This is a genomic window from Pseudomonas sp. RL_5y_Pfl2_73, assembly GCF_963970515.1.
Classification (GTDB): Bacteria; Pseudomonadota; Gammaproteobacteria; order Pseudomonadales; family Pseudomonadaceae; genus Aquipseudomonas.
In genome coordinates, this window is record NZ_CAXAPD010000017.1 from 26558 (window position 1) to 51399 (window position 24842).

Consider the following 24842-nt stretch of genomic DNA (forward strand, 5'->3'; position numbering starts at 1 on the left):
TCCGGCGCGATCTTCAGCGTGCGCCCATCAAGGCCCCGGACGGTTTGATCTGCATCAAAGGCAGGGCAATCGACGGACGGATACGTGGGCACTGATCCAGATCAGAATCGATCGCCGTGGCGAGCGTAGAACAGTATCGAATGCGTGGCTTTTTAGCGCACCGCACGTGCACATCCGAGGGAGGATCACACCATGCTCACTGTCAAAGACCACAACGAACGCGCCGCAGCCCTGTATGCCAGCATCAGTGGCAAGCACTGGATCCAGGCACTCAAGGACGGCCGGCATGTCTTGATCCGCCCGCTCAGGGAGCAGGACCGCCAGCGCGAATACGACTTCATCATGCGCCTGTCGCCGGAGTCTCGGCACATGCGCTTCTTGGCGCAGATCAATGAGCCAGGCACGGCGCTGCTCAATCAATTGATGGATGTCGATTGCAAGACCCACATGGCCTACATCGCCCTGGTCCATGACAACGGCGAGTTGATCGAGATCGGTGTCAGCCGCTATTGCGCGACCCAGGAGCACGAATGCGAGTGCGCAGTGACCGTCGCTGACCCTTGGCAACACCTGGGGCTGGGGACATTGTTGATGGAGCACCTGATCGACACCGCGCGTAAAAACGGCTACCTCCAGATGTACTCCGTCGACGCGGCCAGCAATGCCCCGATGCGAGAGCTTGCCCACAGCCTGGGTTTTGAAACCCACAGCGACCCCGACGACACCCGACAGGTCATCCACCGGCTCCACCTTTAGCCCGGACGCTGACGCGAGGCCTTGGTCCGGCCTCGCGCAGCGTTGATCCCGTCACGCTTGCGGCTTGATCGCCAATACGCTGCAGGGCGCCCGTTGCAGCAGGAACTCGGCGGTGGTGCCCAGGCGCTTGTCCAGGCCACGATGGGCCGTGGTGCCCATGACGATGACATCGATCTGCTGATCGGCGACGAACGTGCAAATACTGTTCAGCGGTGCCCCTTCGATGAAGTGACGCAACTTCGGTGCGACCCCGTGCCGCTCGGCCAGTGACTCGAACACCTCATGCTGTGCCTGGCCCAGCGCTTCATAGAGCCCGGTGGCCAGGGGCAACGCACCAATGCCCATGTCCGAGGCGTAGACAGCCGTCCAATCGAAGGCATGCAGCAACTCGACCTGGGCGTTGCATTGTTCAGCCAGTTTGACCGCGGCATCGACGATCTGGTCGTTGAACACCAGGTCCTGATCCTCGCTGCGCAGCACATCGACAATCGCCAGCACCCGCCGAGGCCGGGGGTTACGAGAATCCGTGACCAGATGCACTGGCACCGGGCAGTCACGCAGCAAGCGCCAGTCCAGGGGCGTGAAAAACACCCGCTTCATCGCCGGTTCCGGCTGCGCGTCCTTGATGATCAAGGCCATCGGCATCTCCTTGACGTATTGCTGCAAGGCTTGGAAGGCATCCTTGCTCCAAATCACCTCGCAGGTCACCTCGACGCCATGCCGGCGCGCCAGTTCGGCCTGTTGCCACAGCCAATGCCGATGGGTTTCCAGATAACCCTCACGCGCCTGCTTGACCTGCTCCGGGGCGAAAAGACCGGCCACCGAGAGCAACTCCAGGTAGTCGATCGCCACAATGTGCAGGGGCAGATCCAGCGCCAGGGCCAACTCGGTGGCGCGGTCGAACGCCGGCGTACGGATCATGGCGTCAGGCGCCAATAGCAACAACCGTTGAGTCTGGGACATGGAACACCTCGGTACGTGGCGACAGCCAACTAAAGGATTGAGGGCTCCAGAATGAACATAGGCCAGGGGCAGGTCTTGATCTTCATCAAACAGCCATCATTCAGGTCGACAAACTCGGGAGCAACAGCCCCGCCCACATCGCCAGCGTTACCAGCACCTGGCCGGGAATCACATACCCGGCGAACCTTCGCCCGCCACTGAGCCAGGCTACGACGCACTTGCTCAGGGAGTTGCTGCTCATCGCCATCAAGATCGGCACCGCAATGCCGTCGAAGGGCAACAACCCCCCCTTGGCCAGAGACGCGATGGAGGCTGTCGAGGCATGGGCGTCGAGCAACCCGCTGAAAACGGCGGTGACGGTCACCCCGGCCTGACCAAACGTATCGAGCATCGCCGACGACAGGACGGTGATAGCGGTCATCGCCAGGACCATGGTCAACGCCAGCTTGAGGCTAAAAGCGCCGCCGTGCTTGATGGTTTCATCGGCCCGCGCCCTTGGGCGGGGAAACATCAGCACGCCGGCGTAGAGCAATACCATCAGTATCGCGCACATCAACGGCCCCCACATCCAACGCAGCAGCGCGGGGTCCACGGCCACGAGAATCAGGCCCATTTGGGCCACCGTCGCCAGGTTGGATAACACCGCCGCCGCGCTCACCACCTTGAGATTGAGAGGCTCTTTGGCCGCGATACCGCCCATGGTCGCAACCGTCACGGTGGCAGAAGCGAACCCTGAGGCAATCGCACTGAGGGCATAGCCATAGCGGGTCCCCAGGGTTCGAACCGCGACGTGCCCCAGCGCACCCACCGCCATCAGCATGACGGTAAGGGTGCACAGGTTGCGCAGGTTGATGGCGTCATAAGGCCCGAGGAAACGATCCGGCGCCAGCGGTAGCACGACCAGCGCGGCGATCAACAGCACCAGGCCATCGCGCATCTCGGTGGCGGTCAACTGGTTGCGGGCAAAGTGGTGCAACGCCTGGCGGCTGGCGAGCAGCCCGGCCATCACCACCCCAATCGCGGTCGCCAGGCCCGGGTCGCTCGCACAGAGCGCGCCCAGTGCCAATACCGCGAACAAGGCCACCTCACTGGTAATCCCCGGATCCTTGTCAAGGTTTCGCCAATAGGCCACGCTCACCAACATGCCCAGGGCAAGGGTCATGCCTCCCAGCAACAAGGGACCGCCCGCCTGGACCGCCAGGTAACCGAGCACGGACGTGATGGCGAAGGTGCGCAGACCGGCGAAGTCGCGCCGCTCGCCCTCGCCTTTGCGTCGTTCGCGCTCAAGCCCCACCAGCAGGCCGATGCCCAGTGCGGCGGCGGCATTGGTGAACGCTAGGGTTTCAGTCATGGTAACGGCTCTCTCGCGCGGCTTGCGGTTGTCACTCAATCCAGGGGCACGAGCCAACTGCACTCATGTCCTGGGGCGACTGATCATGCTCAAACATAGCGCGATTGCCTCGCCGTTGCCGCCTTCGATGCAACGCGTTGAAGCGTGTTTGATGCAAATCAAGTTAGCGGGCGCCATGATGTTCATCATTGATGACAGACACCACGCCGCGCGAAACGTCGCCCGGTGCCAACAGGTCCTTGCCCAGGAGGTTTGTCATGTCTACGCAATCACGCTTGATGCTGGTCGTCTCGCCACTGATGGAACACAGCCCGGCGTTCGACCGGGCGGCCGCACTGGCCAGGGCCGAAGGCGCGGCGCTGCACATTGTCGCTTTTGACTACCTCGAAGGCTTGGCCACGGCCGCCCTGGTCAACGAGCAAGCACTGGAGCAGATGCGCCTGGGCTACATCGAGCGCCATCGGCAGTGGCTGGAGGAACAGGCCAGGCCCCTGCGCAAACTCGGTATCGAGGTCACGACAGAAGTGATGTGGGTCGAGCGCCCCCTGCAGGAGATCCTGGTCCACCTCAAGGAAGCGCCTATGGAAGCGCTGATCAAGTCGGTGGACCCTGAGTCGTGGTTTTCCCGACTGATGTTCACGCCGCTGGACGTGCATCTGCTGCGCGAATGCGAAGTTCCACTGCACTTCGTCAACCAGGTCGCCCACGCGCGTCCGCGCAAGATCCTGGCCGCCATCGACCCGTTTCATCAGGACGGGCGCTACGAAGGCCTCAATGACCGGATCCTGAGCGAAGCCAACAAGCTGGCCACCCGCTGCGACGCAACGCTGGAAGTCATCTACGCCTATGATCTTTCGTCCATTACCGCCGCTGAATACGGTTTTGGCAACGGTTCGATGTTCTTCTCCTCGACCCTCGCCCGCCAACTCTACGAGTCCCAGGGCGCCGCCTTCGATGCACTGGCCGAACGCAATGGCATCGCCCCGGATCAGCGACACATGATCATGGGGGACCCGGCCAAGGTGTTGGCGAACTACGCCGCGTCCCATGACATTGATGTCATCGTCATGGGGCGCGTGCGCTACGGCAACGTGGACAAACTGATCGGCAGCACCATCGAAGGCCTGCTGTACAAGCTGCCCTGCAGCGTGTGGGTCATTGCGCCGCAACAGATGGGCTGAAGGCAGAGCTGTGCCGATGACCTGTAGAACAACCGCTCCGTACTCACAGGAACGTGGCTGATGAACCGACCGAGCGATGCACCCGCGGCGCACCCGCCAACGCCCCCACAAAACCTGGCCTGGCACACGCTGCCCGCCGAGCAGGCGCTCAAATACCTGGGTGTCGATGAACAAGCCGGGCTGGACACGGCCGAAGTCCAGGCCCGGCTGGAGCGTACGGGGTTCAACCAGTTGTCAGCGTCTGCCCGGCGGCCCGCATGGCGGCGATTTCTGCTGCAATTTCACAACATCCTGATTTATGTACTGCTCGGTTCTGCGGCGATCACCGCAACGCTGCAACACCTGTGGGACACGGTGGTCATTCTCGCTGTCGTGGTGGCTAATGCAATCATTGGCTATGTCCAGGAAGGCAAGGCCGAACAGGCCATGGATGCTATCCGCAACATGCTGGCGCCTCGTGCAACCGTGATTCGTGCCGGCGAACGCCTGGGCATTGCAGGCGAAGAACTGGTACCCGGCGATATCGTCTTGCTGGAGGCCGGCGACAAAGTCCCGGCTGATCTGCGCTTGCTGCATGCCAACCGGCTCCAGGTCCAGGAAGCCATCCTCACTGGAGAATCCGCACCGGCTGAAAAAAATACCGAAGCGGTGCGCATCGAAGCAGCTCTGGGTGATCGTGCCTGCATGGCGTTCAGTGGCACCTTGGTGACCTGCGGACAAGCAACCGGGGTCGTTGTAGCTACGGCAACCTCGACTGAAATCGGGCGCATCAGCAACCTGCTGTCGGCAGTGGAGCCACTGACGACGCCCCTGATACAGCAAATGAACGTCTTCGCTCGCTGGTTGACGCTATTGATTTTGCTGATCTCCGGCCTGCTACTCGCTTATGGCCACTTTGTCGGGCATTACGCCTTCACCGAGATCTTCATGGTCGTGGTGGGCATGTCGGTCGCCGCCATACCCGAGGGATTGCCCGCCGTACTGACCATTACCCTGGCGGTGGGCGTGCGGGCAATGGCTCGTCGCAATGCCATCGTTCGGCGCCTGCCGGCCATCGAAACGCTGGGCTCGGTGTCGGTCATCTGCACGGACAAGACCGGTACCCTCACCCGTAACGAGATGATGGTGGCGTCCGTCGTCACCAGTGACCTGACCTTCACGGTCGACGGTGTCGGCTACCAGCCCTCGGGCAATATGAACCTTGCCGATCAGTTGATCGACACCTCCCACCACCCGGTGCTAGCCGAACTGGGGCGCGCGGCCAGCCTTTGCAATGACGCAAGCTTGAGGCAGCACGAAGACGCCTGGAAGGTCGAAGGAGACCCCATGGAGGGCGCACTGCTGGTGTTTTGCGCCAAGGCCGGCATCAACGGCGAAGAGGAACGCGGCACCTGGGCCCGCACTGATGCCATTCCGTTCGACGCCAAACACCGCTTCATGGCGACGCTGCATCACAACCATGACCGACAAGCCGCGATTTATGTCAAAGGTGCGCCGGAGCAGATTTTGACCATGTGCACGCGCCAACGGAGCAGCATAGGGGCAACGGCCCCGGTCGATGCCGACTATTGGCACGCGCAGGCCAATGTCATCGCCCGCAAGGGCCAACGCGTGTTGGCGCTCGCCGTCAGGTCAGTGCCGCCCGAGCACGCCATCCTGGAATTTACCGATGTACAAGGGACACTGACCTTGCTTGGCCTGGTGGGAATGATCGACCCGCCTCGCCCGGAAACGATCCAGGCAATCAAGCAATGCCAGGCAGCCGGCATTGTCGTGAAAATGATCACCGGGGACCACGCCGGCACCGCCTGCGCCATCGGTGATCAGATCGGTCTGGATGACCCCGACAAGGTACTGACCGGCAACGACCTGGACACCATGAGCGATGCCACCCTCAGGGAATCGCTCAAGCAAGTGAACATCTTCGCGCGTACCAGCCCCGAGCATAAGCTCCGGCTGGTGACATTGCTGCAACGCAACGGCATGACCGTGGCCATGACCGGCGACGGCGTCAACGACGCACCAGCGCTCAAACGCGCAGATGCCGGCATCGCCATGGGCGACAAAGGCAGTGAGGCCGCCAAAGAAGCCGCGGACCTGGTACTGGCGGACGATAACTTCGCCTCCATCGTGGCCGCGGTGCGTGAAGGACGGACGGTCTATGACAACATAAAGAAAGTGCTGAGCTGGACGTTACCCACCAATGCGGGCGAGACCATGACCCTGATTGTCGCGCTGCTGTTTGGTTTTACGTTGCCGGTCACACCGATACAGATCCTGTGGATCAACCTGATCACCGCCACCACGCTGGGTGTCGCGCTGGCGTTCGAACCGACCGAAGACAACACCATGCGCAGGCCACCGCGCTCACGGCAGGAGCCGTTGATCAGCGGCGCATTGGTCTGGCATATGGTGCTGGTTTCCATTCTGTTCCTGTGCGGTGTCTACGGCATTTTTACCTATGCCCTGGACCGAGGCTACCCCGTCGAACTGGCCCGCACCCTGGCCGTGAACACCTTGGTCGTGATGGAAATTTTCCATCTGTTCTTTATCCGCAATCTCTACGGCACGTCGCTGACCTGGAAGGGCCTTCGAGGTACGAAGGTTGTGTGGGCGACCATCGCGGTGGTGACCGTCGCTCAGTTCGCCATCACCTACGCGCCCCCACTGCAAGCCGTGTTCGCAACCCAAGCGGTCCCCTTCATGGACGGACTGCTGATCATCGCGGTGGGCATTGCGCTGTTCGCCATCATCGAGATTGAAAAACAGATTCGGCTGCGTTTAACCGAGCCTGATCGGCAACCGTGACGATCCCCACCCACCTCGCAAGGACCTGAACCATGAACGCATCCAAACTCGCCGCCCTCGCCCTGACCGCGGTGCTTTTCCCCACGCTAACCTTTGCCCAGCAAGCCACCGACGCCGCCATGCCGACGCCGCCATCGATGAGCATTGAACAATTTGATCAGCAGATGGCGAAGGCCCAGGAAAACCTGAAGAAGATGCAGGAGCAAATGAGCCTGATCCAGAAAACCACCGATCCGGTGCAACGCCAGCAACTCATGCAAGATCACCAGACCATGATGCAGCAAAGCATGCAGATGATGAATGGGATGATGGGGGGCGGCATGATGGGCGGCCACATGAAGGGGAACGGCCCGATGATGGGTTGGAAACAAATGGGCAACCACTATTCCCGGATGACGCCCGAGCAGATGAAGCAACACCAGTACATGATGGACAACTACATGGGCATGCAGCAAATGATGATGGAGCAGATGATGCAGCACCAGCAGAATATGGGTACGCCATCTCGCTAGACCTATCGCCCAGGGCGGTGCAAGGCCTCCAAATGCTGCCCGCCCCACCTGCTCCGTCGGCAGGTGAGGTTTTCGATAACCGTGTGGTCATTGCGGGGCTTGTCGTCAGGCTCTCAGTGCAAGAGCTTCAACGCGCCGGCAAGCGCCAGTGCCACCAGGCAGGTCCAGCCCGAGAACATCCTTCGCCAGACAAGCTTGCGCGGAATGAACCCCACCCCTCTTACAAAGGCCACGCTCATGGCGATGAACAATGCCGTTGCCAGCGCATGGTCGGCTTTCCCGTCCGGCGCCGTCATCAGTGGGGGGTAGAGCGTACAGGCCAGCATGATGGTCACCGCGACGGCCAGGCTCAGCCGATCAAGCCGTGAAGAGGGCTGGCCGTCAGCGACATTCGGCATCATGGCTGCGCCTCGTCACGGTCACTCCTGGCTCGAGCAGCCTCATTCTCGCCCCACATCGCATTGAGTATCGCCAGCAGCAGTGCGAAACCGACTCCCAGCATCCAGGCGAAATACCACATATTGCATCACTCCTTTGTCGACACTAGTACGCCGAATGTTCGTTGGCCTTGATCTGGCTGGCCGTGACTTTGCCCCGCATGACGCGATACGCCCAAGCGGTATAGATCACGATCAATGGCATGAAGAACAACGTGGCCCAGAACATGATGGCCAGGCTCAGATGGCTGGAAACGCTGTCCCACACGGTAAGACTCGCCGCAGGCATCGATGACGACGGCATGACAAAGGGGAACATGGATACCCCTGCCGTACCGATGACACCGACCACCGCAAGCGATGACGCGACGAACGCTGAAAGGGTACGGCGCCTCATCAGCAACAGCGCCGCACCGGCGGCGCCGGCCAGTCCAAGCGCGGGCAGCAGCCACAGCGAAGGATAGCGACCATAATTGGCCATCCAGGCCCCCGCCTCCCTCACGACCGACTTGCCGAGAATGTCGGGCAACCCGGCGGTATCCACGAGCGACGTGATGCGATACCCCTCGATCCATTGCAGCCAGATACCCGCCAGGATGAACGAACACACCAGCACGATCGCCGCGCCTACCGCGCCTTTTATCGCCCGGGACTGAATGTTGCCCTCCGTGCGATGGGCCAGGTACGTGCCCCCCTGCAGCGTAATCATGGCGCTGCTGACCAGGCCGGTCAGCAGCGCGAAAGGGTTGAGCAATTGCCAGAAGCTGCCGGTGTACGTTGACACCAGGTACTCATTGAAGTGAAACGGTACACCCTGCAGCAAGTTGCCAAACGCGATGCCGAACACCAGCGGCGGCACGGCCCCACCCACGAAAAGCCCCCAATCCCAGGTACTGCGCCATACCGGATGGTGGATCTTGCTGCGGTAGTCGAAACCCACCGGGCGGAAGAACAACGCCCAGAGCACAAGGATCATCGCCCAATAGAATCCGCTGAATGCAGTGGCATAGACCACCGGCCATGCGGCGAACAACGCGCCGCCCGCCGTAATGAACCAGACCTGATTGCCATCCCAATGCGGCCCCACGGTGTTGATCACGACGCGGCGTTCCATGTCATTGCGCCCCACAAACGGCAAGAGCGTGCCGACGCCCATGTCGTGGCCGTCCATGATGGCGAAACCTATCAGCAGGACGCCGACCAGCGCCCACCAGATGATCTTGAGCGTGAAGTAATCAAGCATGGTGAAGCTCCTTCAACTTGGCGTCGTGGACGTAACGACCGGTACCGAGGCTGCCGGGGCCCTGGCGGGCGAACTTGACCATCAGGAACATTTCCACCGCCAGCAGCACCGTGTAGAAAACGACGAACCCAGCCAGAGAGCCGTACAGGTTATCGACACTGAGGGTGGAAACGCTCATGTGAGTCGGCAACACACCGTAGATGGTCCAGGGTTGGCGGCCGTATTCAGCCACGAACCAACCCAGTTCGCAGGCAAGCCATGGCGCAGGCAGCATCAACAGTGCGCAGCGCAGTAACCCGCGATGATGTGGGCCGCTCGACTTCAAGGTGCTCCAGAATGCCATCCCAAAAAGCACGAGCATGGCAAAGCCCAGGCCGACCATGATCCGCAACCCCCAGAACATCGGGGTCACGCGCGGTACGGTGTCGTTCACCGCTTTGTCGATGATGGCTGGCGTGGCCTGGTTGACATCCTCGACGTACTTTTTAAGTAGCAGGCCAAAACCCAGGTCGGCCTTGTACGCTTCGAAGGTATCGAACGCGACCTTATCGGTGCGATCGGCGCGCAGCGCTTCAAGCGCATTGACGGCGGTAATGCCCCGCAGAATGCGCGCGCGGTTTTTCGCTTTGATGTCATGGATGCCCGGAATCTGCTTGCTGACCGAGCGCGTGCCGATCAAGCCCATCACCCACGGCACATCGAGTTCCCAGTTATTCCTGGACTCGGCTTCATTAATGCTGGCCACCAGGGTCAAGCCCGCCGGTGCAGGTTTGGTTTCCCACATGGCCTCCATGGCCGCCAGCTTCGTTTGCTGCGCCTCGCCCACCGTGTAACCCGACTCATCCCCCAGTACGATGACACTCAGCACCGAAGCCAGGCCGAAGGCGGCCGCCACTCGAAAGCTGCGCTTGGCAAACTCGACATCACGCCCCTTGAGCAAGTACCAACTGGAAATCGACAACACAAACATCGAGCCGGTGACATAACCGGCAGACACCGTATGGACGAACTTGGCCTGCGCCACCGGGTTGAAGACCACGGCCCAGAAATCCACCATCTCCATGCGCATGGTGATGTAACTGAATTGCGAGCCCACCGGGTTCTGCATCCAGCCATTGGCGATCAGAATCCACAACGCCGACAGGTTGGTGCCAATGGCCATCAACAGCGTGACCAGCAAATGATGTTCTTTCTTCAGGCGATCCCAGCCGAAAAAGAACAACCCGATCATGGTCGATTCGAGAAAGAACGCCATCAGGCCCTCGATGGCCAACGGGGCACCGAAGATGTCCCCGACGTAGTGCGAGTAGTACGCCCAGTTGGTGCCGAACTGAAACTCCAGGGTGATACCGGTGGTCACGCCCAACGCGAAGTTGATACCGAACAATTTGCCCCAGAAGCGAGTCATGTCTTTCCAGATGACATTACCTGTCATCACGTAGACGCTTTCCATGATGACCAGCAGCCACACCATCCCCACGGTGAGCGGCACAAACAGGAAATGGTACAGCGCAGTGGCTGCGAACTGCAGCCGTGACAAATCCACCAATTGTTCTGAGATCACTTACTTGCCCCTTGAGCCGAGGTGGGTACGCCGAACCTGTCGCTGATGGTGTTCGAGTCAACGCTGACGCGCGAATCCTTGATGAACAGCCACCACAGCACTGTCAGCACGACCAGTTTGATCAGCACTGCTGTGAGCAGATGGCGACGCAGTCGTTTATCGGAAATAGTCATGGGGCAAGCATTAGCACGGCTCATGCCAACGCCGGGTTTGATTATTTATTCTTATAAAACAAGGAACTAGTGAAAACCGCCGAAACTCGTCGGCTGGTATGGAGAGAAAAAAGCCTGCCAAACTGCCAGCGATGGCAGTCATTGGCAGTCAAGGCTCGATGGCGCTCAGGCCAGACCTTGTTCTTTCAACCGCCGGTATAACGTGCGTTCACTCACACCCAGGTGTTTGGCCAGTTCGCTGCGGGTGCCTCTGAAAGTGGTCACGAGCTGTTCCAGGTCCCTGCTATCGGGCGCAGGAGCCAAGGCTGGGGCCAACAACGCCACGGGGGGCGCGGGCAGATGCAAGGCGTGAATGACGCCGTCGTCGGCAAACAGCGCGGCTCTTTCCAGGACATTGCGCAACTCGCGGATATTGCCCGGCCAGGAAAACCGCTGCAATTGCATCAGCGCCTCGGGATCGATGGTCAGCCGACGCTTACCGGTCCCGGAACGTTGCAGGAACGAGTCCACCAACAAGCCGATGTCTTCAAGGCGATGACGCAAGGGCGGTAGATGGATGGGAAAAACGCTGATGCGGTAGTACAAGTCCTGCCTGAACTCGCCTTTCTCCAGCATCTTTTCCAATGGCTTATGGGTCGCGGCCACCAACCTGAAATCCGCGTGCAGGGTTTCTACACTGCCGACACGGCGATAGGTTCCAGACTCAATCAGTCGCAACAGTTTCACCTGCATGGCCAAGGGCACGTCGCCTATCTCATCGAGAAACAGCGTACCGCCCTGGGCGGTCTCCACCAGGCCCACCTTGCGCACGGTGGCTCCAGTAAACGCGCCCTTCTCGTGGCCGAACAGCTCGCTCTCGAACAAGGTTTCGGTCAAGCCGGAGCAATCAACCACGACAAAAGGTCCCGCGGCCCGCTCACTGGTTTCATGGACGGCGCGGGCAAACAGCTCCTTGCCTGTGCCGGACTCTCCCAGCAACAGCACCGGTAACATCGAGGGCGCTACCCGCTGCAGTTCCAACAGCGCCTGATTAAAGGCCGGCGAACTGCCCACCAGCCCTTCATTACTGGGCCGGGCCGAGGCGCTACGTACCAAGGTGAGCCGTTCCACATAAGCGCTGATGGCGCCATGTTCATTGAGAATTGGCCGCAGTTCCACGTCGACGTGTTCGGGCCCGCGCGGTGTGTGGTGAATGTGCAAGACCCGATCCGGACTGCGCATTTCCCTGGCCTTTTTCATCGGGCAGTTCTCGCCGGCCTGGTCACAAGGCACGTCGTAGTGGTGGGAAATCTGATAACACTTATGGCCAATGAATGGTTTGTCGGCGCTGCCGAACTGACGCAGGTAAGCCGTGTTCGCCGCCAGGATGTTGTAATCGGGATCAAGGACGATCATCGGCTGGGGCTCGTGCTCCAGAAACGAGACCAGGGACTGCACCTGGTCTGGATGTGGAAGCAGGTCTTGGGTAGGCGACAGGCGGTGTGTCATTGCGGCTCCAGTGAATGCATCCAGCAGGGGTGACACTGCCACTATGCCAACAAATGCTGCCAATGGCAGTTTAATTGTCTGTAGATCGGCAGAGGCCTTGTCGAGACCCGTGAACTTAAATCAATAAAATCATGCAGTTAGGTTTTTATCCAAATCCGGGATCGACATGGCAGCATTATTGCTGTGTCTGTTCTTCAAGCGGCCGAGAGCCCCGAAGGAGACCGTTCATGACCGTAAAACCGCACGTCGAAGGTTTTTTCGATCCCGAGACCCACACCGTCAGCTATCTGGTGCTGGACGAAGCGACCCGCCAGTGCGCATTGATCGACAGCGTCCTGGACTACGACCCCAAATCTGGCCGTACCGCAACCACCTCGGCCGACAAGCTGATGGCCAGGGTGGTCGAGCTGGAGGCGAAGGTCGAATGGATTCTTGAGACCCACGTCCATGCCGACCATCTCACCGCCGCCCCGTACCTGAAGGAAAAACTCGGCGGCACAATAGGGATCGGAAGCCGGATTGCCGCCGTACAGGAAGTCTTCGGCACGCTGTTCAACACACGTGGGGAGATGCCTCGCGACGGCAGTCAGTTCGACCATCTGTTTGTCAATGACGAGTCATTTACTATTGGTACGCTGCAATGCCGCGCGCTCCACACGCCGGGCCACACCCCCGCCTGCATGACGTATGTCGTCAGCGACGGCCAGGAAACGGCGGCATTCGTTGGCGACACCTTGTTCATGCCCGACTACGGTACCGCACGGTGTGACTTCCCCGGTGGCAACGCGCATACCTTGTTCCGATCCATCAACAAGGTTTTGAGCTTGCCGGCCAACACCCTCCTCTACACCTGTCACGATTACCAACCCGGTGGCCGCGAGGTGCAATTTTCCAGCACCGTCGCCGAGCAACGTGCCGACAATGTCCATGTCCGTAACGGCATCAGCGAAGAAGCATTCGTGGCGATGCGCACCCAGCGCGATGCCTCGCTGGAGATGCCGACGCTCATCCTGCCATCGGTCCAGGTCAACATGCGGGCCGGGCATTTCCCGGAGCCGGAATCGAACGGCACGTGCTACCTGAAAATCCCGCTCAATCGACTCTGACGCCCCCCCTATAAGAAAAACAGTCATCACGGAGACATTCATGGACATCCGCCACCTTGCGTCCGGCCTCTCGATATCAGGGCAGATCCATCCCGAACAATTGAGTGAGATCAAAAACAGCGGCTATCGCGCCATCATCTGTAACCGCCCCGATGGTGAAGGCAGCGATCAACCTTTGTTTGCCGACATCCAGCGCGCAGCGCAAGCGATGGGCATCGAGGCGCACTACCTTGCGGCCGAGTCCGGCAAGGTGACCGACGAACAGGGCGTGACCTTCGGCAAATTGTTCGAGTCGTTGCCCAAGCCCGTGTTGGCGTATTGCCGCTCCGGCATGCGCTCGACCACGATGTGGGCACTGTCCCAGGCCGGCCAGCAGCCCTTGCCCCAGATTGTCGAAACAGCCAGCAAAGCCGGCTTCGACATAAAAGGCGTCATTCGCAGGATTGCCAACGAGGGCCGCACGCCTGTGGGCGTGGCCGAAGCCCGACATGCGGTGGTCATTGTCGGCGGCGGTGCGGCGGGCATCGCGGCGGCTTCGAGTTTATTGGCACGCGAGCCAGGCTTGGACATTGCCATCATCGATCCGGCGGATGTGCATTATTACCAGCCCGGCTGGACCCTCGTCGGCGGCGGCGTGTTCGAGGCGCACAAAACTGCCCACACGATGGGCGCGACCATTCCTCGGGGCGTGCACTGGATAAAAGCGGCTGTCGCAGCCTTCGAACCTGAAAACGACGCCATTATTCTCGATGGATGCCGAGTGGTCCGATACGAGCAGTTGATCGTGTGCCCGGGCCTTAAACTGGATTGGCATGCCATTGAAGGCCTGCCGCAGACGCTGGGGCGCAACGGTGTCACCTCAAACTATCTGTACCACCTGGCCCCCTACACTTGGGAACAGGTGCAGCAACTGCGCAGTGGTCGGGCCATTTTCACGCAACCGCCCATGCCGATCAAATGCGCCGGGGCCCCTCAAAAAGCGATGTACCTGTGCGCCGACCACTGGAGACGCCAAGGGGTACTCGGCGATATCGAGATCGACTTCTGCACCGCCGGGACAGTCCTGTTCGGCGTTCCCGACTACGTGCCGGCCCTGATGAAATACGTCCACGCCTATGGGATCGACCTGAGTTTCGGCAGTACGCTGACGTCTGTCGATGGACCGGCACAAACGGCGACCTTCAGGTGCGTCAAGGCCGACGGCAGTACTCACCTTGTGACGCACGACTTCGACTTACTGCATGTAGTGCCCCCCCAGGTTGCGCCGGATTTTATCCGCGTAAGCCCTCTGGCCGATGTGGCGGGCTGGATCGATGTCGATCCCGACAGCTTGCAGCATAAAACCTGGGCGAATATTCACGCATTGGGCGATGCGACCAATACCAGCAACGCAAAAACCGCGGCGGCGGCGCGCAAGCAGGCGCCCGTGGTCGCCCACAATGTGCTGGCGGCCATGGGCAAGGCCAAGGGCAGCGCCCATTACGACGGCTACGGTTCCTGTCCGCTGACCGTGGAACGCGGCAAGGTCGTGCTCGCTGAATTCACCTACGGCGGCAAGCTGGCCCCCAGCTTCCCGTCCTGGCTGATCGACGGTACTCAGCCTTCGAGGCTCGCCTGGCTACTGAAAGAGCGCATTCTTCCGCCGCTGTATTGGAAAGCCATGCTCAAGGGCCGTGAGTGGCTGGCGAAACCTGAACTGGCGGACCTATGAAATCGAACCTCCGCACCAGGAGACCGAGATGATTGCAGTCCTGCTACTGGGCTTTGCGGTGGGCGTGATCCTGGCGCTGACCGGTGCCGGCGGCGGCATACTCGCCGTCCCGTTCCTGGTTTTTGGCGTGGGCTTGAGCATGGCCGAAGCCGGGCCCATTGGTTTGCTGGCGGTAGGCCTGGCCGCCACCCTCGGCGCCGTGATGGGCCTGCGCAAAGGCATCGTGCGCTACAAGGCTGCACTGGTGACGGCCGGAGCAGGCGTCATCTGCTCGCCGCTGGGCCTTTGGTTGGCGCAGCGCACGCCCAACCGTCCGTTGACGATCCTGTTTGCCTTGTTGCTGATGTACGTGGCGTTCCGGGCATTGCAAAAATCATTGCCTTCGTCTGTCAGGAAAAAGGCATCCGAAACACGCAAACCGCCGCCCTGTGTCCTGGACGAAAATCGCGGCAAGCTCAACTGGACCGGCCCTTGTGCGTGGGCGCTCACGGCTTCAGGCATAGTCGCCGGGGTTCTTTCCGGACTGCTCGGCGTCGGCGGTGGTTTTGTCATGGTTCCGGCGCTCCAGCGGTACACCAATTTGACCACCCAGTCGGTGCTCGCCACATCGCTGACCGTCATCGCGTTGGTTTCCATGTCAGGGGTGCTGGCGAGTTCGGCGATGGGCCACCTGCAATGGCCAATAGCGCTACCCTTTTCCATGGGGGCCATCGTCGGCATGCTCGGCGGGCGCCTGGTCGCCGCCAGGTTGCCGGAACCCTATCTGCAAAGAGGCTTCGCCCTTGTGTCGACGCTGGTAGCGGTCGCGCTGCTGGTAAAAACCCTGGGTTGAATCGCGCAGTGAAATATCAACGATGGTGTACCGGAGAACGCTGATGAATCTTGACTGGTTCAACTTTACGCCTTGGTCATCCCTGGCCGGCGGTATGTTGATTGGCTTGGCGGCCAGCCTGTTCGTGGTCGCCAACGGCCGGATCGCCGGCATCAGTGGGCTGATCGGCAGCCTTCTGCAGCGTGGCAGCGAAGGGCTGGGCGAGAAGGCCCTGTTTCTCCTGGGTCTGCTCGTCGCGCCGCTGTTATGGGGCGTGTTTGCGAGGTTGCCGCCGATCGAGTTCCAGAGTGGCTGGTTCGGCCTGACTGTCGCGGGCCTGTTGGTGGGTGTAGGCACTCGTTACGGCTCGGGCTGCACCAGTGGTCACGGCGTGTGTGGCCTATCGCGCCTTTCACCGCGTTCGATGGCCGCCACGGTGTGTTTCATGCTCAGCGGTTTCGCCACGGTATTTGTCCTGCGTCACGTGATAGGGGTTTGAACATGCGCAAACTGACGGCATTCATCGCGGGCCTGTTCTTTGGCCTCGGGCTGCTCCTGGCAGGCATGGCCAACCCGAAAAAGGTGTTGGGTTTCCTGGATCTGGCCGGCACTTGGGACCCGTCCCTGGCGCTGGTGATGATCGGCGCGATCGGCACCGCCATTGTCCCGCTGGCCTGGGCGCGCCAACAGACTCATTCGCTGCTGGGCAGCCCCATGCAGTTGCCGGTCAAGCGCGAACTGGACCCACGCCTGATCGGTGGCAGCCTGGTGTTTGGCATCGGCTGGGGCATCGCCGGCATCTGTCCCGGCCCCGCCGTGGCCATTCTGCTGACCGGACACTGGCAAGCCTTTGTGTTCATGCTGGCCATGTTGGCGGGCATGTTGTTGTTCACCGCGCTGGAAACCCGGCGCGTCCATTGATCGGGAGATTGCCATGAAAGCCAACATCGGAACCATTGACCGCGGCGCACGTATTGCCGCGGGACTTGTCCTCATCATCCTGAGCCTGACGGGCTTGATCGGTGCGTGGGGCTGGATTGGCCTGGTGCCACTGGCCACGGGCATCTTTCGCTTCTGCCCGCTCTATTCGTTGTTGGGCATCAAGACCTGCAAACGTTGCTGAGGCGCACAACGGCCCTCCTCCTGGAACGGCCATTAACCTTGCAAGCCCCCCTTGGCGTCTTGCAACAGACTCCCTCGACCCAAGGAATCATCGCCATGCCCTGCCCACAGCCCGATACGTATGATGTTGTCATCATCGGAGGGGGCCAGGCGGGCCTGGCGGCGGCCTATTTCCTGCGACGCACGCCCCTGTCGTTCATCATCCTCGACGCCCAGGAAGAACCCGGTGGTGCCTGGCGCCATGGCTGGAATTCGCTGCGACTCTTTTCCCCGGCGACCTGGAGCTCGATCCCCGGCTGGATGATGCCCCCCACACAAGATGGCTATCCGTCGCGAGACCATGTGATCGATTACCTCAAGCACTATGAGCAGCGCTATGAATTTCCTAGGGTGCGGCCAGTGCAGGTCACTCGTGTAGAGCGGACAGAAACGGGCATGCGCGTTCATGCTCCTGACAGGCAATGGAACGCCCGGGTCGTGATCAGCGCAACGGGCACCTGGAGCAACCCCTACATCCCTCGCTACCCTGACGCGGCCTTGTTCGCTGGCCAGCAAGTGCATTCGGCGGACTATGTCGAGGCATCCCCTTTCGCCGGCAAGAAAGTCCTGGTGGTGGGCGGCGGTAATTCAGGGGCGCAGATTCTGGCCGAGGTGTCGAAAATCGCCAAGACCACTTGGGTCACTCCCCTCGAGCCGCTGTTTCTTCCCGACGAAGTGGATGGGCGCGTGTTGTTCGAGCGCGCCACCGAACGCTGGAAGGCCCAGCAGGAAGGTCGCGTCATCGACCAGCCTGTAGGAGGGTTGGGTGACATCGTCATGGTGCCGCCGGTGGTCGAGGCCCGTGAACGCAACGTCCTTCAGGCCGTCAGGCCTTTCGAGCGTTTCACCCGCAACGGCGTGATCTGGGTCGACGGCCACGAATCAGCGGTGGACGTGGTGATCTGGTGCACTGGATTCAGGCCCGCGCTGCAGCACCTGGATGCGCTGGGGGTGCTCAACAACGAGGGCCGCGTGGAAGTCGAGGGCACTCACTCGATACAAGAGCCCAGGCTGTGGCTGGTCGGCTACGGCGAGTGGACGGGTTCGGCTTCCGCCACTCTGATCGGTGTCACACGCACGGCACGCAGTTCGGTTGACGAGATAGTCGCCTTTCTTGCCGAACAATCTCCGGCCGATGCGCCTGCTTGAACCACCGCACGGGGCCGGTCACTCGTCATGGCCGCGAGGAACGCTTAGAAACGCGCTATTTCCAAGGTCGCACACAGCCCACCCTCGGTGCGATTGTCCAAGCGTATGCGCCCTCCCAGTCGATCCGCGATGGTGCGGACGATCGTCAGGCCCAGCCCCGCCCCCTGGTCATTGCCGCGACTATAGAACCGCTCGAAAAGCCGCTCACGCTCAGCCTCGTCGATACCCGGCCCCTGGTCTTCGACGGACAGCTCGTAGTGATCGTCTTTCCTGGCCAGTCGTACGGTGATTGTGCCGTTGGCCGGAGAAAAATTGGCCGCGTTGGTCACCAGATTGTTCAAGGCGATGTCGATGACCACCGGGTCGATTCGAACCGGGCCGATGTCATCGCTGACATCCAGCACCGGCTCGAGCCCCTTGCTTAACAACCAGGGCGTCAGTTGAACCAGGCTCGCACGAACCGTGGCGGGCAGGTCGATGGCCGCAGGCGTCGGAACACCCGCCTGCGGTTCGAGCCGCGCCATGGTGAGCAGTTGATTGACCAAACGCGTGGTGCGATCGACACCAGCGATCAGGTGTTCCAGGGACTCGCGACGGTTTTGCTCGCTCGCCGCCTCCATCAGGTTCTGTGCATGCACCCGCAGCACGGCCAAGGGCGTACGCATTTCATGGGCAGCGTCGGCAATAAAACGCCGCTCACGGCCCATCACCTCCTGGATCTGCGCCAAGACGCGGTTGAGGGCCGCCTGCATGGGCTCAAGCTCCGTCGGGAGCGGCATCATTTGCAGCGGTTCCAGTGAGCCAGGATGCCTGGCGCGCAACTTTGCCGCCATATCGACCAGGGGCTTGAGCCCCCAGCCAATGGCCAGCCAGATCACCGCGGCAAGCACCACGCTGCCGATCAGGTTGGGCACGACCGTGTGACGAACAATGCGATCGACCAGGTCGGCACGCACGTCGTCGCGCTCGCCCACCCAGATCGTCAAGCCGTATTGCGCATCGTCCAGCACGAACGTCCGCCATTTACGGTTCGTCTGATCCACGACGTCACTGAAACCGGGCGCACCCGGCGGTGAAGTGAACGACGGTGCGCTGGAGGTATGAACCAGCACTGCCCCCTGTGAGTTCCAGACCTGGAATGCGATCTTGCTTTCATAGGGATGACCATTGACTTCGGGCCCCGCTTGCCCCAACGCCGAATTGAACGCCTGATACAGCTCGGCGTGCTCCTTGCTCGCCATCGGCATGCGCATCACGCCCTGCAACAGCCGGGCATTCTGCGCCAAATGGGCATCGTAGACCTCGGCGATTTCGTGGTTGCTGTCATGTAGATTGAATACGGTGATGATCAACAGGCCAAGGAACAGCAGGCCGAGAATCAGCGTGAGGGTGCGACGCCGGATCGAACTCATCGACGCTCCTCCACCAGGTAACCGACACCACGAATGGTGCGGATCAGGTCGGTGGAGAATTTCTTGCGCAGGTGATGGATGTGCACTTCCAGCGTGTTGCTCTCGGCCTCCTCGCTCCAGCCGTAGAGCAACTGCATCAAATGATCGCGGGTCATGACGCGGCCCGGCGGCGAGAGCAGTTCATGGAGCAACTGATATTCCTTGGGTGTCAGGGCCACCGGCTTGCCCTGGTAACTGACTTGCTGGGTACCGGGGTTCAGGCTGATGCCGGCATGTTCGATCAACGCTTGGGCGCGGCCGGCGCTGCGGCGCAACAAGGCCCTTAACCGGGCCTTGAGTTCCGCCAGATCGAAGGGTTTGACCAGATAATCGTCGGCCCCGGCGTCCAACCCGGCGATGCGATCCTCGGTGGCATCCCGGGCAGTGAGGATCAGCACCGGCAGGTTGGAACCACTGTCACGCAAGCGCCGCAACACTTGCAGACCATCCATGCGTGGCAGGCCCAGGTCGAGCACCGCCAGGTCGAAGGCTTCACTGAGCAACGAATGCAAGGCGCTGCTGCCGTCCTGCACCCAGTCGACGGTATAGCCTTCGCGACTCAGGGCCTGATGGATGCCCTCGCCCAAGGCCACGTCATCCTCGATCAGTAATAAACGCACATGCGCTCCTGTCAGTTCAATTGCTTGTTCACATCCACCAGTAACGCGTCGATCTCCTTGCGGCGCCCGGCATCGGCGGTTTCTCGACCCGGCCGCGGTGCTGCCTGCAAGGCTTTTTGCAGCGCTGCCTTGGCTTCGCCATAGCGCTTTTGACGGTAGAGGTGATCGCCCCAAAAGTACAGGCTGTCGATGCCGTTGGGGTTGAGTTGCAAAGCCTGCTGGAGCAATTGCTCGGCCTTGTCCGAGTCGCCGAATCCCAGCGGCCAGCCCGGCACTCGGTCGTAGAGTGCGCCGAGGCTGGTGTAGGCCGAGCCTTGCAGGGCCTTGGGGTCCAGGGTCAGGGCTTTTTCCAGGTCGCCCTTGGCATCCTTGACCTTGCCCAGCGCGCCGATCCCGCCCTTGGCACCGGCCCAACTGCTGTTGACGATGCCGGACCAGATCCACGCTTCGGCCACCGATTGACGCGCCTGCTTGAACGCCGATGCCTGGACGGCGAGTTTTTCGAACGCATCGGCGCGTTGGCCTTCGGGCACTTCATATTGAATGTGGGCCCAGCGCTGCTGGATGTCGCCGAGACGTTGCTGGTCGGCCGCCTCCAACGCCCAGACGCTTTGGCTCAGGGTGCCGATCAACAGGCAAGCGAGGATTCTTTTCATGGTTTGAGGTGCTCGTCTTCGGGTTTGTGGCTGAGGCGGCGGACCAGCGGCAATTGCTTGCGCAGGCCTCGGTCCACCAAGTTGGGCAGCAGGCTGTTGAGGCCGACGAAAAAGCGTTCAGGCCACCCCAGATAGAGCTCACGACGGTCGCCGATAATCGCGTGGATTACCGCCGCCGCCACGGTTTTCGGGTCATCGACGTTGGCCTTGAGGGCCTGATTGAGCGCATCGGCCGCCGGGCTGTTCATGGCGGTACGGGTGGCCCGGGGCGCCACGTAGAGCACCCCGACACGGGTATCGGCCAACTCCCGGCGCAGGGCTTCGGAAAAACCCCGCAAGGCGAACTTGCTGGCGCAGTAACTGGCATAGCCGGGGTAGCCGATTGATCCATAGGTCGAGCCGACGTTGACCACCATCGCGCTGTCAGCCTGCTTGAGCAGCGGCAAGAGCAGCTTGGTCAGGCAGATCGGCGCGCTGATGTTCAGCGCCAGCATGGCGTTGATCTCGCTGTCGTCGAGTTGTTCGAGCATGGCGAAGTGGTTCACCCCGGCGGCATTGATCAGCAGGTTGATGCCGCCCTGGGCCTGCGCGGCGACCAGCACTTTGCGCCGGTCGGCGAGGAAGGTCAGGTCGGCTTCGACCCAGTTCAAGTGCTGCGGATAACGTTCCAGCAACGGCTGCAAGGCTTCGTGATGCCTGGCCACGGCCAGCACCCGCGCACCACTGGCGCACAGCGCGGCAGCGATAGCCTGGCCAATTCCGCCACTGGCGCCGGTCAGCACGACACGCGCATCACACAGGCGCATGTTCATGCCCTCCATCACGCGGCAGGCCGCGGAACATGTCGGTGTACAACCGGTACACCACCTTGGAGGCATGGATCACCGCAGCCTGGTCCGCCGGATCGTCCAGCCGGTTCATCAAACCGCGATAGGTCTGCATATGCTCAATGTCCAGCGATCCATGGGAACTGAGGTAGCTGAACGCCGTGGGCGGCAATTCCAGGCGCTGACGGATGCTGTCGGCGGCATGGGTCGCCAGGGCGATACTGGTGCCCTCCAGCACGTTGACCATGCCGAACAGGCCTACCGGGTTGCCTCGGGCGATCAAGTCATAGAGGTAACTGACCATCAGCTCGATGGGCAACGAAGGCTGGCCGTTGCGCACCGCTTCCTTATCGCCACCGCACACGGCAATGTCATCCAGCACCCATTGTTCATGGCCGTACTCTTCGTCGATGTATTCGCACACGGCCTTGCGCAGCCATTCCAGGTGCGTTGGCAGGCGCGCCCCGCAAGCCATCATCAACGGCACCGTATGGCGCACGTGGTAATACGCCTGGATCAGGAAGCCCCGGTAACTGGCCAGACTCACCTGACCGTCGAGGGCGTCACCGATGATCGGCAGATTGAACAGGGTCTGGCGCTCTTGCTGGGTGGCTTCTTGCAACGCGTCAAAAAAACTCATGATGGGGATTCCTCGGACAAGGCAGATGAAATGAGCTGCGCGCGGTAATGCTCAACGATGGCCTCCCGGCGTGGCCGGCCATTGGCGGTGAGCATGCCGTTGGCTGCGCTGAAGGGTTGGTCCAGGCGCGTCCAGCGATGGACCCGTGCGTAATCGGGCAGCGTGCCGTTGGCCTTGGCCACGGCCAGCTCCAATGCTTGATCGGTACAGTCGGCGTGGGCGGGCCAGAGCAGTGCATGGTTGTGCGGCATGGCTTCGCCATAAACGAAGGCCTGGGCAATGTCACCGCCCTGGGTGAGTTCGGCTTCAACCCATTCAGGGTTCACGTTGCGCCCGAAACTGGTGACGAACTGGTGCTTCTTGCGACCACGCAGATAAAGGAAACCGTCTTCGTCGAACTCGCCCAGGTCGCCGCTGGGCCACCATTCGCTGACGTGCGGTGGCTCCCCCAGGTAACCGAGCAGCGTCGAGCCTTTGATCAGGACTTCGCCGTCATCGGCCAAGCGCACCTCCACATGGGGCAGCGGCTGGCCGACACTGCCGGCACTATGAGCCTGTGGCCGATTGAGGCAGACCACCGAGGCGCACTCCGACAGCCCATAGCCTTCAAACACCGGCAGGCCAACCCGCTGGGCCCGCTGCAACAAATCGTGGGACACCCGTGCCCCGCCAACGGCGGCGAAGCGCACGATGTGCGGGTTGAACATCTTCTGTTCGGCTGCCGTGACCAACATCAACAGCAGCTGCGGAACCAGGATCAGGCTCTGCGCTCGACGCTCGGCCAGGCACCCCAGCAGCCGCAACGGATCAACCCCGCTGGCGCCCTGGATACCGAGCGTCTTCTGGCTGGGCAGGCTCAGCATGGCACCGGCATACAACGCCGCGTAGCAGCCAAGGTTTTCCAGCAGAATCGCCAGGGGCAGCAACGCCAGGTGATGCCTGGCCTCGACCGGTTCGCTGGCCTGCTCCAGTTCACGGGCCACCCGCAACAGGCTGTCGGCGCTCAGGCAAACGCCTTTGGGCGTGCCGGTGGTGCCGGAGGTGAATGTCAGCTTGGCGGTGCCTGCCGGCAGACGACTCGGTCCGTCGAAGTGCCGCCGCCAGAACTCGCCACTGTGCTCGTATCCGGTAGCTTGCAGTTGCGCTTCGAATGCCGGCTCGGCAATCACTCGCTCGGCCTGGCTCTGTTCCAGGCAGTGCCGACGTTGCGCCTGGCTGAAAAACCCGGGCAGGATGACGCAGGTCAGCCCTTCGAACAGTGCGGCAAGGTCCCAGAGCATCACTTCGATGCCGTTGTCCAGGGCCAGGGCGACAACACTGATGTGTTCGTCGCGCAGGCGTTGCTGGCGGTACACCACTTCGGAATAAAGTGTCGCGTAGTCAAGCTGCGAGCCGTCACCCCACAGCGCCACGGCGTGGCCCCTGCGCTCAGCATGACCACGTAGGGTGCGCTTGAAGCGTTCCATTTCAGGCAACATGGCTGGTTTCTCCGAGGTCCGTCGGCAGTCCCAGGCGATTGAACAGGCCGGTATTGCGCAAATGAATGAAACCGGCGCGGATGTTGCCGACATGAACCCACGGCTGGCTCTCGTAGTAGCGACCCCATAGATGACGGTCGTCGCCGAGGCGCTGCGGGTCGGCCGGGCACAGCGTCGCAGGCTTGAGGCCCAGGCGGTGGAAGCTGTTGACCAAGCCGATGTTGCCCGTGAACGCAACCCACTCCAGGCCGCCCATGGCCAACAGATAAGTGATCGCGATGATGCTCAGCCGGGCGCTGCCCGTGTCGCTGGCGGCCAGGTTGCCAACCTCGACGATGCCGACGCGGTCCACCGGACGGTCGGCGGCGGCACTGATCAAAGGCTCGATGGGGCTGTCCAGGTAACGCTCGAGAAACAGTGGCCCCTGGGCGGCCCGGCGCACGCCAGCGGCTGCGCAGAGCGTGCCGCGGACATCGTCGAGCCCGAACAGCTCCGGCATGAAGTGCCGAATATCGGCGCCGTGGACCTGGCGAAAGCGCTGCTGGATGAACGCTTCGAACTCAGTTCGCCGAGGTTGCCCCGGCAAAGTCCGGTGCAAGTGGCGAACCGGCAGGCCGGCGTCGCCAAACGCCAGCGGCAGGTGGATGTTCCAGTCGAAATCGGGCATGGGTCAACGTTCTCCCTCGGGCTATTGGGAGAAAGTATCGGGGCCGTTTCTTAACGAAGTCTGAAGGTGGCAAATTTGGGGTCGGTCGA

General features: G+C 61.4%; 26 protein-coding genes. 11 read left to right on the forward strand and 15 right to left on the reverse strand.

The features are described from left to right. Nucleotides 1-192 precede the first annotated feature (192 nt). The gene (locus tag AACY42_RS17405) at nucleotides 193-756 is read left to right on the forward strand and encodes a GNAT family N-acetyltransferase (protein ID WP_339481183.1); all 564 of its coding nucleotides are present in this window, start codon (nucleotides 193-195) and stop codon (nucleotides 754-756) included. Between the two features lie 51 nt (nucleotides 757-807). Here the strand turns inward: AACY42_RS17405 and AACY42_RS17410 are convergent, their stop codons facing one another. Continuing rightward, entirely contained in the window at nucleotides 808-1719 is a 912-nt protein-coding gene (locus AACY42_RS17410) for a universal stress protein (RefSeq protein WP_339481184.1), read from the reverse strand. A 100-nt stretch (nucleotides 1720-1819) separates the two neighbouring features. Next, nucleotides 1820-3070, reverse strand: a complete 1251-nt coding sequence (locus AACY42_RS17415; RefSeq protein WP_339481186.1) for an MgtC/SapB family protein — start codon at nucleotides 3068-3070, stop codon at nucleotides 1820-1822. A gap of 257 nt (nucleotides 3071-3327) precedes the next feature. Here AACY42_RS17415 and AACY42_RS17420 point away from each other — a divergent pair, with 257 nt between their 5' ends. From AACY42_RS17420 to AACY42_RS17430, 3 genes are read left to right on the forward strand one after another with little or no spacing between them, the layout of a single operon-like run. Continuing rightward, entirely contained in the window at nucleotides 3328-4251 is a 924-nt protein-coding gene (locus tag AACY42_RS17420; protein ID WP_339481187.1) for a universal stress protein, read from the forward strand. A 60-nt stretch (nucleotides 4252-4311) separates the two neighbouring features. Beyond that, on the forward strand, nucleotides 4312-7059 hold the full coding sequence (locus AACY42_RS17425; protein WP_339481189.1) for a cation-transporting P-type ATPase: 2748 nt from the start codon (nucleotides 4312-4314) through the stop codon (nucleotides 7057-7059). Between the two features lie 32 nt (nucleotides 7060-7091). Next, nucleotides 7092-7571 (forward strand): hypothetical protein, encoded by a 480-nt coding sequence (locus AACY42_RS17430; RefSeq protein WP_339481190.1) that lies wholly within the window; start codon nucleotides 7092-7094, stop codon nucleotides 7569-7571. Nucleotides 7572-7684: 113 nt separating this feature from the next. Here AACY42_RS17430 and AACY42_RS17435 read toward each other — a convergent pair whose 3' ends face one another. From AACY42_RS17435 to AACY42_RS17460, 6 genes are all read right to left on the reverse strand, one after another. Further along, nucleotides 7685-7972: a cyd operon YbgE family protein gene (locus tag AACY42_RS17435; RefSeq protein WP_339481191.1), complete on the reverse strand. Its 288-nt coding sequence runs from the start codon at nucleotides 7970-7972 to the stop codon at nucleotides 7685-7687. After that, the gene (gene cydX / locus AACY42_RS17440; protein WP_339481193.1) at nucleotides 7969-8091 is read right to left on the reverse strand and encodes a cytochrome bd-I oxidase subunit CydX; all 123 of its coding nucleotides are present in this window, start codon (nucleotides 8089-8091) and stop codon (nucleotides 7969-7971) included. The genes AACY42_RS17435 and cydX overlap by 4 nt, the downstream gene beginning before the upstream one ends. Before the next feature lie 23 nt (nucleotides 8092-8114). Next, nucleotides 8115-9251, reverse strand: a complete 1137-nt coding sequence (cydB, locus tag AACY42_RS17445; protein ID WP_339481194.1) for a cytochrome d ubiquinol oxidase subunit II — start codon at nucleotides 9249-9251, stop codon at nucleotides 8115-8117. Then, nucleotides 9244-10815, reverse strand: a complete 1572-nt coding sequence (locus AACY42_RS17450; RefSeq protein WP_339481196.1) for a cytochrome ubiquinol oxidase subunit I — start codon at nucleotides 10813-10815, stop codon at nucleotides 9244-9246. Before AACY42_RS17450 ends, cydB begins: the two co-directional genes overlap by 8 nt. After that, nucleotides 10812-10988 (reverse strand): cytochrome oxidase putative small subunit CydP, encoded by a 177-nt coding sequence (gene cydP / locus AACY42_RS17455; protein WP_014338536.1) that lies wholly within the window; start codon nucleotides 10986-10988, stop codon nucleotides 10812-10814. Before cydP ends, AACY42_RS17450 begins: the two co-directional genes overlap by 4 nt. Before the next feature lie 165 nt (nucleotides 10989-11153). Next, nucleotides 11154-12476 (reverse strand): sigma-54 interaction domain-containing protein, encoded by a 1323-nt coding sequence (locus AACY42_RS17460; RefSeq protein ID WP_339481197.1) that lies wholly within the window; start codon nucleotides 12474-12476, stop codon nucleotides 11154-11156. A gap of 227 nt (nucleotides 12477-12703) precedes the next feature. Here AACY42_RS17460 and AACY42_RS17465 point away from each other — a divergent pair, with 227 nt between their 5' ends. The 7 genes from AACY42_RS17465 to AACY42_RS17495 all read left to right on the forward strand — a co-directional run bounded on the left by AACY42_RS17465 (nucleotide 12704) and on the right by AACY42_RS17495 (nucleotide 18414). Beyond that, a complete protein-coding gene (locus AACY42_RS17465) occupies nucleotides 12704-13582 on the forward strand; it encodes an MBL fold metallo-hydrolase (RefSeq protein ID WP_339481199.1) in 879 nt (292 codons plus the stop codon). 40 nt (nucleotides 13583-13622) lie between these two features. After that, nucleotides 13623-15293, forward strand: coding sequence for a TIGR01244 family sulfur transferase (locus tag AACY42_RS17470; protein ID WP_339481201.1), 1671 nt, complete (start codon nucleotides 13623-13625; stop codon nucleotides 15291-15293). A 28-nt stretch (nucleotides 15294-15321) separates the two neighbouring features. Next, a complete protein-coding gene (locus tag AACY42_RS17475) occupies nucleotides 15322-16125 on the forward strand; it encodes a sulfite exporter TauE/SafE family protein (protein ID WP_339481203.1) in 804 nt (267 codons plus the stop codon). A gap of 43 nt (nucleotides 16126-16168) precedes the next feature. Next, a complete protein-coding gene (locus AACY42_RS17480; RefSeq protein WP_339481205.1) occupies nucleotides 16169-16603 on the forward strand; it encodes a YeeE/YedE family protein in 435 nt (144 codons plus the stop codon). Between the two features lie 2 nt (nucleotides 16604-16605). After that, nucleotides 16606-17025 (forward strand): DUF6691 family protein, encoded by a 420-nt coding sequence (locus AACY42_RS17485; RefSeq protein ID WP_339481207.1) that lies wholly within the window; start codon nucleotides 16606-16608, stop codon nucleotides 17023-17025. 13 nt (nucleotides 17026-17038) lie between these two features. After that, on the forward strand, nucleotides 17039-17227 hold the full coding sequence (locus tag AACY42_RS17490) for a YgaP family membrane protein (RefSeq protein WP_057448108.1): 189 nt from the start codon (nucleotides 17039-17041) through the stop codon (nucleotides 17225-17227). 95 nt (nucleotides 17228-17322) lie between these two features. Continuing rightward, entirely contained in the window at nucleotides 17323-18414 is a 1092-nt protein-coding gene (locus tag AACY42_RS17495; protein ID WP_339481210.1) for an ArsO family NAD(P)H-dependent flavin-containing monooxygenase, read from the forward strand. Between the two features lie 44 nt (nucleotides 18415-18458). Here AACY42_RS17495 and AACY42_RS17500 read toward each other — a convergent pair whose 3' ends face one another. From AACY42_RS17500 to AACY42_RS17530, 7 genes are read right to left on the reverse strand one after another with little or no spacing between them, the layout of a single operon-like run. Continuing rightward, complete coding sequence (locus tag AACY42_RS17500) at nucleotides 18459-19826, reverse strand: sensor histidine kinase (RefSeq protein WP_339481212.1); 1368 nt, start codon at nucleotides 19824-19826, stop codon at nucleotides 18459-18461. Then, nucleotides 19823-20485 carry a response regulator gene (locus AACY42_RS17505; RefSeq protein ID WP_092141796.1) on the reverse strand — a complete coding sequence of 221 codons (663 nt, stop codon included), beginning with the start codon at nucleotides 20483-20485 and terminating at the stop codon, nucleotides 19823-19825. The genes AACY42_RS17500 and AACY42_RS17505 overlap by 4 nt, the downstream gene beginning before the upstream one ends. An 11-nt stretch (nucleotides 20486-20496) precedes the next feature. Further along, nucleotides 20497-21141 (reverse strand): tetratricopeptide repeat protein, encoded by a 645-nt coding sequence (locus tag AACY42_RS17510; RefSeq protein ID WP_339481217.1) that lies wholly within the window; start codon nucleotides 21139-21141, stop codon nucleotides 20497-20499. Beyond that, nucleotides 21138-21947 carry an SDR family oxidoreductase gene (locus tag AACY42_RS17515; protein WP_339481219.1) on the reverse strand — a complete coding sequence of 270 codons (810 nt, stop codon included), beginning with the start codon at nucleotides 21945-21947 and terminating at the stop codon, nucleotides 21138-21140. Before AACY42_RS17515 ends, AACY42_RS17510 begins: the two co-directional genes overlap by 4 nt. After that, nucleotides 21934-22608, reverse strand: coding sequence for a TenA family transcriptional regulator (locus tag AACY42_RS17520; protein ID WP_339481220.1), 675 nt, complete (start codon nucleotides 22606-22608; stop codon nucleotides 21934-21936). Before AACY42_RS17520 ends, AACY42_RS17515 begins: the two co-directional genes overlap by 14 nt. Continuing rightward, nucleotides 22605-24086 (reverse strand): AMP-binding protein, encoded by a 1482-nt coding sequence (locus AACY42_RS17525; protein ID WP_339481221.1) that lies wholly within the window; start codon nucleotides 24084-24086, stop codon nucleotides 22605-22607. The genes AACY42_RS17520 and AACY42_RS17525 overlap by 4 nt, the downstream gene beginning before the upstream one ends. Further along, nucleotides 24076-24753, reverse strand: a complete 678-nt coding sequence (locus AACY42_RS17530) for a thermostable hemolysin (RefSeq protein WP_339481222.1) — start codon at nucleotides 24751-24753, stop codon at nucleotides 24076-24078. The genes AACY42_RS17525 and AACY42_RS17530 overlap by 11 nt, the downstream gene beginning before the upstream one ends. Nucleotides 24754-24842: the final 89 nt, after the last annotated feature.

Bases quoted from the DNA above. Each gene is read 5' to 3' on its own strand.
- AACY42_RS17480 (WP_339481205.1), top strand. From the start codon at position 16,169: ATGAATCTTGACTGGTTCAACTTTACGCCTTGGTCATCCCTGGCCGGC.
- AACY42_RS17460 (WP_339481197.1), bottom strand. From the start codon at position 12,476: ATGACACACCGCCTGTCGCCTACCCAAGACCTGCTTCCACATCCAGAC.
- AACY42_RS17525 (WP_339481221.1), bottom strand. From the start codon at position 24,086: ATGTTGCCTGAAATGGAACGCTTCAAGCGCACCCTACGTGGTCATGCT.
- AACY42_RS17465 (WP_339481199.1), top strand. From the start codon at position 12,704: ATGACCGTAAAACCGCACGTCGAAGGTTTTTTCGATCCCGAGACCCAC.
- AACY42_RS17510 (WP_339481217.1), bottom strand. From the start codon at position 21,141: ATGAAAAGAATCCTCGCTTGCCTGTTGATCGGCACCCTGAGCCAAAGC.
- AACY42_RS17435 (WP_339481191.1), bottom strand. From the start codon at position 7,972: ATGATGCCGAATGTCGCTGACGGCCAGCCCTCTTCACGGCTTGATCGG.
- cydX (WP_339481193.1), bottom strand. From the start codon at position 8,091: ATGTGGTATTTCGCCTGGATGCTGGGAGTCGGTTTCGCACTGCTGCTG.
- AACY42_RS17520 (WP_339481220.1), bottom strand. From the start codon at position 22,608: ATGAGTTTTTTTGACGCGTTGCAAGAAGCCACCCAGCAAGAGCGCCAG.
- AACY42_RS17475 (WP_339481203.1), top strand. From the start codon at position 15,322: ATGATTGCAGTCCTGCTACTGGGCTTTGCGGTGGGCGTGATCCTGGCG.
- AACY42_RS17415 (WP_339481186.1), bottom strand. From the start codon at position 3,070: ATGACTGAAACCCTAGCGTTCACCAATGCCGCCGCCGCACTGGGCATC.
- AACY42_RS17430 (WP_339481190.1), top strand. From the start codon at position 7,092: ATGAACGCATCCAAACTCGCCGCCCTCGCCCTGACCGCGGTGCTTTTC.
- AACY42_RS17470 (WP_339481201.1), top strand. From the start codon at position 13,623: ATGGACATCCGCCACCTTGCGTCCGGCCTCTCGATATCAGGGCAGATC.
- AACY42_RS17485 (WP_339481207.1), top strand. From the start codon at position 16,606: ATGCGCAAACTGACGGCATTCATCGCGGGCCTGTTCTTTGGCCTCGGG.
- AACY42_RS17530 (WP_339481222.1), bottom strand. From the start codon at position 24,753: ATGCCCGATTTCGACTGGAACATCCACCTGCCGCTGGCGTTTGGCGAC.
- AACY42_RS17515 (WP_339481219.1), bottom strand. From the start codon at position 21,947: ATGCGCCTGTGTGATGCGCGTGTCGTGCTGACCGGCGCCAGTGGCGGA.
- AACY42_RS17425 (WP_339481189.1), top strand. From the start codon at position 4,312: ATGAACCGACCGAGCGATGCACCCGCGGCGCACCCGCCAACGCCCCCA.
- AACY42_RS17410 (WP_339481184.1), bottom strand. From the start codon at position 1,719: ATGTCCCAGACTCAACGGTTGTTGCTATTGGCGCCTGACGCCATGATC.
- AACY42_RS17495 (WP_339481210.1), top strand. From the start codon at position 17,323: ATGCCCTGCCCACAGCCCGATACGTATGATGTTGTCATCATCGGAGGG.
- AACY42_RS17500 (WP_339481212.1), bottom strand. From the start codon at position 19,826: ATGAGTTCGATCCGGCGTCGCACCCTCACGCTGATTCTCGGCCTGCTG.
- AACY42_RS17420 (WP_339481187.1), top strand. From the start codon at position 3,328: ATGTCTACGCAATCACGCTTGATGCTGGTCGTCTCGCCACTGATGGAA.
- AACY42_RS17405 (WP_339481183.1), top strand. From the start codon at position 193: ATGCTCACTGTCAAAGACCACAACGAACGCGCCGCAGCCCTGTATGCC.
- AACY42_RS17490 (WP_057448108.1), top strand. From the start codon at position 17,039: ATGAAAGCCAACATCGGAACCATTGACCGCGGCGCACGTATTGCCGCG.
- cydP (WP_014338536.1), bottom strand. From the start codon at position 10,988: ATGACTATTTCCGATAAACGACTGCGTCGCCATCTGCTCACAGCAGTG.
- cydB (WP_339481194.1), bottom strand. From the start codon at position 9,251: ATGCTTGATTACTTCACGCTCAAGATCATCTGGTGGGCGCTGGTCGGC.